Below are 11,829 nucleotides of genomic sequence, written 5' to 3'. Positions count from 1 at the left end.
TGAATTGGAACAACCAATTATTATTTATCTATTGAATTGATATTCGGTCGGATTTAGTTTCATATTCCGTTAATGGAAGAATGATTATTATTTAATTGAATAATATTACATTTAGTTAAATTAGCTACGCGTAAGATTTCGGTAAAAATTATATTGTGGCGGTCTGTTCGAGCGGCTGATCAATAACAGGTTTCGGGATAGAATATGGAAAAGCGACCGCTGACACTGACGATTAATGGTGTCACAGTCGGACCCGTTGACGTTCCGCTCGGGATGCCGATGATCGACTTTCTGCACGAATATCTCGACCTGACGGGCACGCATTTTGGCTGCGGTCAGGGCATCTGCCATGCCTGTACAGTTATCGAGGTCAAGCCCGATGGCGCCAAGACCGAAAGCCGCACATGCATCTATGATGCACATTTTTTTGCCGGCAAATCGATCCTCACCATTGAGGGCCACGCGCAGCGCGACAGTGACGGTAGTATTCTCAGCCTGACACCGGTGCAGCAGGCTTTCATCGATCATTTTTCCTTTCAATGCGGCTATTGCACGCCGGGGTTCGTTGCAGGCGCGACCGTTTTTATCGAACAGCTGAAACGACAGCCGGTAAAGCGTGCTGAGCCTGAACGGCGAAGGCATACCTAATGTCGCGCCCGCCATGAAAGGCAACGGCATAGTTGCGCTGGATAAACCGAACGCGCTGATCAGCGCCGTTTTGAACGGTATTGCCACTCAGGCATTCACCAACCAGCAGCGCATGTACGCCATGCCGGCCTTCGCCGACGCGATGGACGAGAGCGAGATTGCCGCGCTGGTTAGCTGGATGCGGGCGCAGTGGGGCGGGCGCGGGGGCCATCCTGTTACTGCCGGGCTGGTCAAAGCGTTCCAGCGCTCTGTCCGATAATTCGTAGAACTGATTTGACCGCATCTTGGACGACATCCCTGCACGGTCAATTAAGGAGATAGATACATGGCTGCCGGACTGTCACGCCGTGATTTCATCAAATTGGGTACGTTCGCGGGCATATCCGTTCTCTTCGCGCGTCTTCCGGCTGCTCAAGCGCTGGAGGTGCAATCGGGGCCGTCGACTGCGGACTGGCTGGACGCTGACGGCAAGGCGCGCCATCGCTGGGACGCCATACGAAAAGTGACCGGCGGGAAAACCTTTGCCCGCGATTATCGCGCCCGGGATATTCCCGGCTGGACGAGGGATCAGGGGCACGCTTTCTTCATAAAGGCGACAAAAGCAGACCGCACCTTTGAGGGCTAGACCTGTCGTTGCTGGGAAAAGAACTCCAGCATGACCGTCTGGTGATGCATGAGGATCTGGAGCGGGACGGCATCCGCATTCCGCAAGTGTCTGATCTTGCTGAAGAGTTTTTCGGCAAGAATTTCCTCGTTCCGAAGGGCGAAACACCGCTTTTGCTTGGCCATTCGGTGGCGCTGCTTGTTTACGACGATTTCGAGCGGTTTGAACTGGCGAAGCGTATGCTGCGCTTTGAAGCGGATGTCGTCCGCTATGGCGCTGAGACCGGCTTCAAGTCGCCGAAAAATTACGGCGCAGCGCGTTATGTGCGCATTGGCGGAGGAACCCCGACATCGCCTTAGGTCTATTCATCCTTTCAGGATGCGACGATCTACGGCAATTTTGATGGCAACGACGTGGTCTGGCCGGATGAAAGCAAAACGGGCCTGTTCGTTCCGCGCTCCGTGCAGACCAGGCACCGGGGCGGAGGCGCGCGCGATCCTGAACAGGTGGCGCGCGAGACTTACGAGCCCATGCGCCGGGGCATGAATGCGGCGCATCAACTTGGCGCAGAGATTGACGCGGCGCGGAAGAACCCAGACAAGATCGTGCTTGACCGCAAGGCGTTTTCCCAGTCGATCGATCCTTCGGCGCTGGAAGCGGACAATGGCAATGCATGGTACGATGCGCAAACGCGGACGCTGCATATCATCGCCGCCGTGCAATCGCCTTACGATGCGGCGCGCTTCGCAGCCATGATCGTCAAGGGCAACAAGACCTTTCCGGTCGATGAGATCAAGCTCCAATTCGGCACAACGGTCGGCTATGGCTCGAAAGACCATTCGATTTTCCCGCTTTACTGCGTGATGGCGGCGTTTTACGGCGGTGGCAAAGCCGTGCGTCTTGCCAATGATCGCTATGAGCAGTTCCAGATGGGCCTCAAGCGCCATTCGTTCCATATGGATGTCTCGCTTGTCGCCGACCGCAAGACGGGCCAGTTCGAAATCATGAAAGGGCACTATGTCGCCAATGGAGGCGGACGGGCCAACTATTCCTTCTCCGTCGCGCAAGTCGCCGCAACGGCGGCGCAATCGATCTATTATCTGCCGAAATCGGACTTCAGTTCGGTCGCGCTGGCGAGCCAGGCCGTGGAGGCAGGTTCCATGCGCGGCTATGGCGCGCTTCAGGTCATGTCGGTGACTGAACTTATGGTTGATGAACTGGCAAATGAACTTGCCATCGACGCCATTGAGCTTCGTCGCCGCAACGCCACCAAGGCGGGCTACCTGAACACGCAAGGCGCTCAGCCGCTTGGCGATCCGCGCAATATCGAAATGCTCGACAAGGCGGCCAGCAATCCGCTTTGGACCAATCGCAAACAGGCCAAGAAGGATTATGACGCGGCGCATCCGGGCCGCCTTTACGGCATCGGCTTTGCGCAGGTGCAGAAGGATTACGGCACGGGGGCTGACACCTCCGCGCTTGCGCTGGAATTCGACGCGCAGGGGCGGCTGACCATGCGGCATTGCGTGCTGGAAATTGGCACCGGAGCGACAACGGCGCAACAGGTTCTGGCGCGCGACATCATCGGCAAAGTGCCCGATGACGTGGAATTCGGCGTGACGGATTTTCCGCAGCTTCCGATAACCAGCACCGGTTCGCCCTATACCATGACGCAGGCGCAGCAGGACGAGGCCGAGAAGAACCCTTACTGGGTCCCTGCCACTTTGCCAGCGATGAGTGCCTCCAACAGCGCGTATTTTCTAAGCTTCGGCACCCGGCAGGCCGCGCAGTTCCTGCTGGAACACACCATTTGGCCTGCGGCGCGGACCATCGGGAGCGAAGGGCCAGCCGACGGACAAATATCGGCTGGTGACGTCACTTTCGCCGATATCCGTATAGTCCCGGGCGGTGTGGGCGGCGGCAGTATGGAAACGCTTTCCTTTGGGCGCATCGCCCGCAAGGCGCACGAACTGGGCTTGATCACAGGGGTGGCGCTTCATTGTTTCAGTCGCTGGGAATGGGCGACCGCTCAGTTCACCGTTCCCGGCGCAGGCATGCGCGAGCTTGCCATCGACGCTTTGGCGGTGCGCTATGGTGATGGCGCTCTCGCCGAGGCGAAACGGCGGATGACCACGGGTGGTTATGAATATATCAAACGCAGCAAGGTCAATTTCCCGCCGGTGCAGCGCGTCAATGCGGGCGTGACGACCTATGCGCCAGCGTCCTGCATTGTGGAACTCAACGTCAACACCTTTACGGGTGCGGTTGAGATCATGCAGCATCACAGCATTCTCGATCCCGGCAAGATCATCGTGCCCGAACTGGTATCGGGCCAGCAGCAGGGTGGCCTCGCCATGGGCATCGGCCACGCGCCTATGGAGGAACTGCCACTTTACGATGATGGTCCGGGCGACGGAACATGGAATTTCAATCGCTATACATTGCCGAGATCGAAAGACGTCGCCGTATGGAAACAGAGCGCGGACTATCTGACGCCGCTTTCTGATACTTCGCCGCCAAAGGGCATTGCCGAGGTCGTGACGATCCCGATCATTCCGGCCATTGGAAACGCCATAGCGCATGCCACGGGCAAGCGGCTCTATGAACTTCCGATCACACCTGAAAAGATCAAGCGAGCACTTGGTTAGAGCAACTTAGACAAGTCGATAAAAAACGGCCGAGCGGTTCTCACAAACCTTCAGTGGAGCAAGTCGAGGAATTGTTGCACCGGGGAAGTGCAATCAACTTTGCGAAGCCTTCGGGCGAGTTTTGCGGTGGGTAGAAGTTGCTTGTTAAAGACAGATGGTGTGTCGGTTTAGAGCCGAACCGAAAATTAAGTTGAGCGATTTCAGGAGTTTATGATTCTCTGTGGTTTACCAAGACTACGGAGGATCACATGGCCTGGACTGAAACCGCCCGGCGAGACTATGTCAGACGTGGCTTGCGCTATGCAAGCGATTGTACCGACGATGAGTGGGCAGTTGTTGCGCCGCTTTTGCAGCCGATGGGCAAAGTCGGCCGTCCGCGCGAGCATGATCCCCGCACATTGTGGAACGCAATCCAATACATCGCGACAACCGGCAGCCAATGGGCGCAATTACCGAAGGAATTCCCGCCGTTTACGACGGTGCAGTACCATTTCTACCGGATGCGCGACAACGGCTTGCTTGATCTTATCAATGAAATGCTGGTTGCGGTGACACGGCTGGCGGAAGGCCGCAAGGCGGAGCCGACAGCCGCTATTATCGATAGCCAGTCGGTCAAAACGACGGAATCTTTCGGTCCACGAGGCTATGATGCTGGCAAAAAGATCAAAGGGCGCAAGCGCCATATCGTGACCGATATGACGGGCAATATGCTGGAAGGCATCGTGCATGGTGCCGACGTTCAGGACCGGGACGGTGCACCTGATCTGATCAATCGCACCTGTGACAACTATCCCACCGTGGCGAAACTCTTTGCCGATGGCGGATATGCTGGCGAAAAGCTGACAACTGCTGTGGCACATCTCAAAGCGCTGGCAATTGAAATCGTCAAGCGATCCGATCAGGCCAAAGGTTTTGTAGTTTTGCCCAAACGGTGGATCGTCGAGCGAACCTTCGCCTGGCTCAACCGCTGCCGCCGTCTGGCAAAAGATTGGGAGGCTTCAATTGCATCCGCAGAGGCATGGATGTTCATCTCGTCAATCAGGCGAATGACACGGCGTATCGCAAGGCTCGAATTTTGAGTCGGGCACTTAGACCCAAGAAACTGGGAAAATACTATCTGCCATTCAATTTTATCGAATGTATTCGCCCTAGCGGGTTACTTATAATCTCCCACTTTCTGTAGTCTTGACAGTTTTCCATTTCCGGCTCTACCTTGAATTCACGCTCAAGCTTAATGCTGAAGCGAGGGGAGGAATTCATGACTAAAGGTTCAATTATTAATGGGCTGGGTCTAGGTTCAATTTCGCGACGCCAGTTTCTAACGACCAGCGCGGCTGGAGCAGGCGCTCTGCTTTTGCCGTCCTTACCGTCTTTTGCAGCGGACAAACCCAAAATCGGGCTTGTCATGAAGTCGCTTGCAAACGAGTTTTTCAAGCAAATGCAGGCCGGTGCTGAAGATTATGCGGCCAAGAATACGGACAAGTTTACCTTTGCCGCTGTTGGCATGAAAGACGAACGAGATTTCGCCGCCCAGGTTGATGCGGTTGAAAACTTCATCACGCAGCAGTTCAATGTGATCGTTCTGGCGCCGGCCGATTCCAAGGCTATGGTCACACCGGTGAAGAAGGCGCTGGAAGCTGGCATCAAGGTCATCAATATCGACGTGGCGCTTGATGAAGAGGCGAAGAAGCAGGCCGGTGTCGATCTGGCATTTTTCGGACCCGACAATCGCGAAGGCGCAAAGCTGTCCGGCATGGCACTTGCCAAGGAACTCGGCAAGGGCGGTAAGGTGGTTATCCTCGAAGGTAATCCCGAGGCCGACAATGCCAAGGAGCGCAAGAAGGGTTTCGATGATGCTGTGGCCGAAGGCGGCTTGACACTGTTGGATTCCAAGACCGCGCATTGGGAGACAGAAGAAGCCAACACACTCATGACGAATTTCCTTACACAATATCAGGATATTCAGGGCGTTATGGCAGCCAATGACTCAATGGCGCTGGGCGTTGTGAAGGCGCTTGATGCAGCAGGCAAGTCAGGCCAGATCAAAGTCGTTGGTTTCGACAATATTCCCGCCGTACAGCCACTGATCAAGGACGGCAAGATGCTGGCCACGATCGACCAGTTCGGCGCGCAGATGGCGGCAATGGGCATCGATTATGGCCTTAAGGAACTGGCGGGAGAAAAATTCTCAGGCTGGGTCAAGACGGATATCAAGCTGATTACCGCCAAGGACCTTTAGGAACTCGCAAGATAGCGAGGCCGCATCGGATGCACTCCGTTGCGGCCTTCCGTCACTCCAACAGGCAGGAATAGTATGCAGTCAGCCGACGCGATCTTGAAGCTTGAAAACGTCGGCAAAGTCTTTCCGGGCGTAACTGCTCTGGAGGGTATCAATCTACAACTGTTGCGCGGCGAAACGCATATTTTTCTGGGTGAAAACGGCGCTGGCAAGTCAACGCTCATCAAACTGCTTGCCGGTATCTATCAGCCGGACGCTGGCGAGATTGTTCTGAATGATCAGCCCTATCGGCCCAAGACGCCGCATGATGCGCAAGTTCAGGGCATTCGTATTGTTCATCAGGAACTCAATTTACTTCCACACCTTTCCATAGCGGAAAACCTGATGTTGGAAAGGCTCCCGCGACGTTGCGGCATCTTGGATCGGGCTTCGCTCAACAGGCGTGCCGCTGAATTGCTGGACGAGGTTGGGCTGGCGTTAGATCCTCGCACACTTGTCTCCGAATTGGGCGTCGCGCAAATGCAATTGGTCGAAATTGCAAAGGCGCTTGGCTATGATAGCAAGCTTCTGGTCCTGGATGAGCCGACGGCGACACTGACACCGCCTGAAATTGAACGGCTCTTTGCCATTATCGGGAGAATGAAGGTCAGGGGTGTAACTATCATTTATATCTCGCACCGCCTGCATGAAGTCTTTGAAATTGGTGACCGGGTCACCGTTTTGCGCAACGGTCGTCTGGTTGAAACGCGCGCCTTTGAGGGGCTGAGCGTGCCCCATCTGGTCCGCATGATGATTGGGCGGGATATTGCAGACGAATATAGCTTCGACTCCACCATCGTGCCAGGTTCGGTTGCCCTCGAGGTCGAAAGCGTTACACGATCGACAACAGACCCTGCGGTCTCCTTTTCGGTGCGCGAGGGCGAAATTCTGGGTGTGGCAGGTCTGGTAGGATCGGGCCGCACGGAGATCATGCGCGCGATCTTCGGTGCTGATCCCAAAGGCGGGGGACAAATCCGTGTGGACGGCAAGCCGGTAAATATTCGCAATCCCAAAGATGCTGTCAGAAATGGACTGGGTTTCCTGACCGAAGATCGTAAGGGGCAGGGGCTGATGCTGGATATGCCTGTAGACATAAATGCGACGATCACCGATTTGAAGAAAATCTCCCATGGCGGATTGCTGGACAAAGGCGAAGAAAAGAAATCCGTTATGGAACTGGTTGAGCAATTGCGGATCAAAACGGCCTCCATAGGCACATCGGTGCGCAATTTGTCTGGTGGTAACCAGCAAAAGGTGGTGCTTGCAAAATGGCTGTTTCGCGGTTCCTCAACATTGATCCTGGATGAACCGACGCGGGGCGTCGATGTCGGTGCCAGACGCGAAATCTATCAATTACTCTGGATGCTGGCCGCAAATCAAAAAGCAATCATTATGGTCTCTTCGGATTTGCCTGAACTCATTGGCATGTGTCACCGCATTATCGTGTTCTCCAATGGCAAGCTGGTAGGAGAACTGCGTCGGTCGCAATTTGATCAGGAGCGTATTCTTTCGCTTGCCTATCAGGAGCATGTTCAATGACAGCTAAGCCCTCTGTGCCCGAGAGATCCGCAGCAGCGGACCGACAGAAGTTGAAACGCTTCTTGCTGCGTGACGCTGGCGTTTTTCTAGCTCTTTTACTGATCACGCTGGTGTTTTCTTTCACCGCGCCTTATTTCGCCACGCCCGGCAACGCGTTGAAGATTTTCGTCCAGATCGCCATTAATACGGTTCTCGCGGCGGGGATGACTTTCGTCATCCTGACCGGCGGCATTGATCTCTCCGTTGGCTCGGTGCTCGCGCTTTGCACGGTCATAGGTGCGCTCATCATGACATCAGGTCTGGAACCCGGATTATCGATACCGCTTGCCGTGCTGGCTTGCATCGCAGTTGGTGGGTTTTGTGGCTACATCAACGGTAAGGTGTCGACCTTTTGGAAGATTCCTTCCTTCATTGTTACGCTCGGCATGTTGAATATAGCCGCTGGTGCAGCGCGTGTAGTGTCCAACAACTCGACCATTACGGGATTGCCGCAAGGCTTCGTCGATTTCGGTAATCTGATCATCGGCGGCTTTCTGCCCTCAATCTTTCTGGTGGCAGTGGCGGTCATTTTTGCAGGCTGGTTCATCCTGCGGTTTACTGTTTTCGGTCGCATGATCTACGCCGTTGGGGCCAACGATGAGGCGGTCCGTCTGTCGGGGCATAATCCCGACACGTATAAAATTGCTGCATTTGTTATTTCGGGCGTCACCGCAGGTATCGCCGCGATCGTCTATTTGCTGCGCTTGAATATTGGCAGCCCGATCGCCGGTATCGGCTATGAACTGAACGCGATTGCGGCAGTCATTATCGGCGGGACCAGTCTCTTTGGGGGAAAAGGCTCGATCGTCGGCACACTGGCGGGCGCCTGTATTCTGCAAGTTCTGGCGACCGGCCTGCAATTGCTCGGCATCGGCGATAATTACAAGCCAATCATCATTGGCGCGGTGATCATACTTGCTGTGATTGTCGATACCTATCGCGAAAGATTGCTGCGGCGCATCCACTGATGCGCCGCTGTGAAAGAAAGACCTGGCGTCACCTTATTGGTGGACGCCGCCTTCATTTAAGGAAACTTCGCTCCTGGTCCGGCTTTCCCATAAGCCGATACCAAAAAGCACGGCGGTTGTGAGCCATCCCAGCGTGAGAAGATCGGCGCTTTGTGCGAAAGGCGCAATGAGAGCCAACAAAACGACCCCTCCGATATGGGACAGGGGGAGGCGACCGTAAACGACATATTTGTAGATCGCGCTGCCAATCAGGTAGATAGCAGGACCGACTGCGATAACGACAATTTGCGCCACGCTGGCATGACCTGCGGGATGCTCCATGGCGAGATCATTGCCCACAGCGCTCACGATGATGCCGAAAATCAATATGGCGTGGATGTAGTGGAAATAGGCACCGATCTTTCCCGGATCACGGGCCTGCGTAATGCGGGCGGTCGCATCCTTGCTCGACGTCCCAAAATAGAGCCACCACATGGCGATGGTGCCGAGAAAGGTGGCAAGCATGGCGGACAGTTCGGCAACGTTCCAGTTTTCCGCGTCTGCAAGTGTGGCGCCCGTTGCTAGAAGACTTTCGCCCAGCGCCACGATGACAAAGAGCTGGCAACGCTCGGCGAGGTGCCCACCTTCGATCGTCCAATCGCTGACGTCTGAGCGGCCCATTCCTGGCAAGGCAAAGCCGATCATGGGCGAAACATATTCGCAAAGCGCCGCTACGATCCAAAGCGCCAGCCGGGCTTCCCCGTCCGCAAAGGCTCCGCCGATCCAGAAGCAGGCCGAAATGGTGAGCCAACCCAGCATGCGCCGATAATTAGCGGAAAGCGGGTGGTCCCGCCCCAATTGCCAGACGATAAAGCCGGTTCGTCCAAGCTGCATTGCGACATAGCACCCGGCGAATATCAGGCCACCTTCGCCAAAAGCGTCCGGGATTGAGGCGGCCATGACCAGCGCCAGCGCCATGCAGCCGAACAGTACAAGGCGCATTTTCGGCTGTTCGGGGTTAAACCAGTTGGTGACCCAGCACGTATATTGCCAGCCGAGCCAGACCGCGAACCATAGCACCAGCGTTTCAAGCGCGCTCCACGCGGTCAGATGATGAAGCAGCGCGTGGCTGAGTTGAGTGACGGCGAAGACGTAAACGAGATCGAAGAAAAGCTCTTCATAGGTGACATGCGCATGATGACCGTCTCGCAGGCGCAAAAGAGGATGAACTGATTGGCTCATGGATTATTCCTTGGTGTGTCGAGCATCAGATAGTAGGCGCCAAAAACTTGGCTGGTGCGGGGGGACGATGAAAGGATTGTCTGCTGACCTCCGTAATGAAGTATTGGCCCCGCTTACACTCACACTGATCGGCATAAGCTGCGCCGTGAAAATCACCCTCTGGGCGCGTACGGGCTGCGGTGCGCCAAATCAAATCTGGCTGAAAAGGAGAGATACGCGAGGCGAGCAGTCCCATTCCTGGTTACCATCAATATAGACGTGACCGTTTTCCTATCTTTCGAAACGGCACCGGGACTCTCGATCTTATCGTAAGCTTATGCAGGCTGGGAATACTTAAGACAGTGCTTATCTGGTAATGATACGGTTACATGGCCGCCAAACAGATGTTTTGGCAGGCCCACTTCATTGCAGTGTCTGTCAGAACGTACGAGCGAAACCCTTCAGCGGTTGGAAAAGCAGAGACAGTTGGGAAAAGGCGTCGCCGCTTAGTTAAGCGTGGGCTTTTGATTATGGCGGACCTTCAGTCCCGCCGCTTCTGCGGCTTTGATAAATGACGCCCGGGCAGTATTTGGCAGCCCCTCCATATCCGCGAGGCAGCCTGCAATGCGTCCTGATATTCCTCGCCCTGGGCGCCTTCCGGCCAATAGTTTAAAAGGCATTCCGACGCCATCGGCGTATTCGTCACGACCTGATACTTCCCGAAGCCGTAGAGCTGAATATCAACGGGTTCTCCCCAAGCCATCGCGGTCTCCCAGTAAAAGATGCCCTGCCTTGAGGTGGTAAGGTAGGGCTGACGTCAGCTTGGCAAGTGTCGTTCGAACGGCAGCTGGCGCCAATACAAGTTCGGGCTCCCTAACCTGGCGCGTACATTTTTGTTCCTTGTGTCGCTGCGCTTGCAAGCTTTGGGATCGAAACACCCTTTCGCAAGAACGGAATTGCGGCGCGAACGAGAAGGGGCGGACAACGCCTGCACCTGGAATCCGGTTGGTTTATTTCAGACAATTGATATCGCGTCATGATCGACTAATATGAATTAATCTTTTTGGAATGGGCGGATAAGATGGAAAGTCATCAAGATCAAACTGGCGATGAGCGGCTCGTTGGTTCGACCGGCGGTATACGTCGATTCACGTTGTCCGTCACAGCAGCAGCCCGGCCGCAATTTAGCGATACGGAACTCGACATCCGCGATTGGCTGGCTGCGATTGTCGACGGTTCTGATGACGCCATCATCAGCAAGAACTTGGAAGGAATCATCAAGAGCTGGAACAGGGGCGCACAGCGCCTTTTCGGCTATCAGGCGGAAGAAGTCATTGGCAAACCGGTGACAATTCTCATTCCAGACGACCGGTTGGGTGAAGAGCCGGCTATTCTGGCCGCGATACGCAATGGCAACCGGGTCGACCATTTTGAAACAATCCGGAAGCGAAAAGACGGAACGCTGATCGATATTTCGTTGACGATTTCACCCATTCGCAATGCGAATGGCGTGATTGTTGGGGCGTCGAAGGTCGCGCGCGACATTACAGATCGTCGGCAGGCGCAAAAGCAGCAGCTGCTCCTGATGGGCGAGATGCAGCATCGTGTAAAAAACCTTTTCGCACTGGCGAACGGAATCGTTTCGCTAAGCGCAAGATCGACCACGCAGGTTGACGAACTCCGCGAGACCGTCCAGGCGCGCCTAGCCGCGCTTGCGCGGGCGCATGAACTGACAATGCCGGCATGGGAAGAGGCCGACATGACGGTTTCTTCGGTGCCGCTTCAGACTCTGTTACGCACCATTCTAAAGCGTGTCGCATTTATTCGGCCTCATACCCAGCAGCCTTAAAGAAGTTCTGGCATTCATTGATGGAGAAGAGACTGATGATATCGCCAAGTGCTTTT

At 55.1% G+C, this 11,829-nt stretch carries 12 protein-coding genes; 10 read left to right on the top strand and 2 right to left on the bottom strand.

The genetic code is table 11. From position 1 onward, the window contains the following. The first annotated feature begins 204 nt into the window (after positions 1-204). The 9 genes from D8666_RS23175 (at position 205) to D8666_RS23145 (ending at position 8,724) form a co-directional block, all read left to right on the top strand. Positions 205-648, top strand: a complete 444-nt coding sequence (locus D8666_RS23175) for a (2Fe-2S)-binding protein (RefSeq protein WP_109365585.1) — start codon at positions 205-207, stop codon at positions 646-648. Positions 649-661: 13 nt separating this feature from the next. Then, positions 662-907, top strand: coding sequence for a c-type cytochrome (locus tag D8666_RS23170; protein WP_109365586.1), 246 nt, complete (start codon positions 662-664; stop codon positions 905-907). A gap of 66 nt (positions 908-973) precedes the next feature. Further along, a complete protein-coding gene (locus D8666_RS24555) occupies positions 974-1,273 on the top strand; it encodes a hypothetical protein (RefSeq protein ID WP_235859065.1) in 300 nt (99 codons plus the stop codon). A gap of 8 nt (positions 1,274-1,281) precedes the next feature. Then, on the top strand, positions 1,282-1,611 hold the full coding sequence (locus tag D8666_RS24550; protein ID WP_235859064.1) for a hypothetical protein: 330 nt from the start codon (positions 1,282-1,284) through the stop codon (positions 1,609-1,611). Positions 1,612-1,665: 54 nt separating this feature from the next. Continuing rightward, the gene (locus D8666_RS23165; RefSeq protein WP_235859062.1) at positions 1,666-3,900 is read left to right on the top strand and encodes a xanthine dehydrogenase family protein molybdopterin-binding subunit; all 2,235 of its coding nucleotides are present in this window, start codon (positions 1,666-1,668) and stop codon (positions 3,898-3,900) included. A gap of 248 nt (positions 3,901-4,148) precedes the next feature. Further along, positions 4,149-4,979: an IS5 family transposase gene (locus D8666_RS23160; RefSeq protein ID WP_112671165.1), complete on the top strand. Its 831-nt coding sequence runs from the start codon at positions 4,149-4,151 to the stop codon at positions 4,977-4,979. A gap of 179 nt (positions 4,980-5,158) precedes the next feature. Then, positions 5,159-6,139 carry a sugar ABC transporter substrate-binding protein gene (locus D8666_RS23155; protein WP_109365588.1) on the top strand — a complete coding sequence of 327 codons (981 nt, stop codon included), beginning with the start codon at positions 5,159-5,161 and terminating at the stop codon, positions 6,137-6,139. A gap of 75 nt (positions 6,140-6,214) precedes the next feature. Continuing rightward, positions 6,215-7,717 (top strand): sugar ABC transporter ATP-binding protein, encoded by a 1,503-nt coding sequence (locus D8666_RS23150; protein WP_121539594.1) that lies wholly within the window; start codon positions 6,215-6,217, stop codon positions 7,715-7,717. Continuing rightward, on the top strand, positions 7,714-8,724 hold the full coding sequence (locus tag D8666_RS23145) for an ABC transporter permease (protein ID WP_109365590.1): 1,011 nt from the start codon (positions 7,714-7,716) through the stop codon (positions 8,722-8,724). The genes D8666_RS23150 and D8666_RS23145 overlap by 4 nt, the downstream gene beginning before the upstream one ends. Positions 8,725-8,757: 33 nt before the next feature. Here D8666_RS23145 and D8666_RS23140 read toward each other — a convergent pair whose 3' ends face one another. Both D8666_RS23140 and D8666_RS24545 read right to left on the bottom strand, forming a co-directional pair. After that, on the bottom strand, positions 8,758-9,945 hold the full coding sequence (locus tag D8666_RS23140; protein WP_121539593.1) for a low temperature requirement protein A: 1,188 nt from the start codon (positions 9,943-9,945) through the stop codon (positions 8,758-8,760). A gap of 520 nt (positions 9,946-10,465) precedes the next feature. After that, positions 10,466-10,615: a hypothetical protein gene (locus D8666_RS24545; protein ID WP_235859067.1), complete on the bottom strand. Its 150-nt coding sequence runs from the start codon at positions 10,613-10,615 to the stop codon at positions 10,466-10,468. Between the two features lie 372 nt (positions 10,616-10,987). Between D8666_RS24545 and D8666_RS23130 the strand changes: the two genes are divergently transcribed. Next, the gene (locus D8666_RS23130; protein ID WP_328589834.1) at positions 10,988-11,773 is read left to right on the top strand and encodes a PAS domain S-box protein; all 786 of its coding nucleotides are present in this window, start codon (positions 10,988-10,990) and stop codon (positions 11,771-11,773) included. Positions 11,774-11,829 lie beyond the last annotated feature (56 nt).

It is taken from the genome of Ochrobactrum soli, assembly GCF_003664555.1.
GTDB classification, from domain to species: Bacteria; Pseudomonadota; Alphaproteobacteria; order Rhizobiales; family Rhizobiaceae; genus Brucella; species Brucella teleogrylli.
The sequence above is the reverse complement of the archived record's forward strand: the minus strand, read 5'-3'. Positions and strand labels throughout refer to the sequence as shown.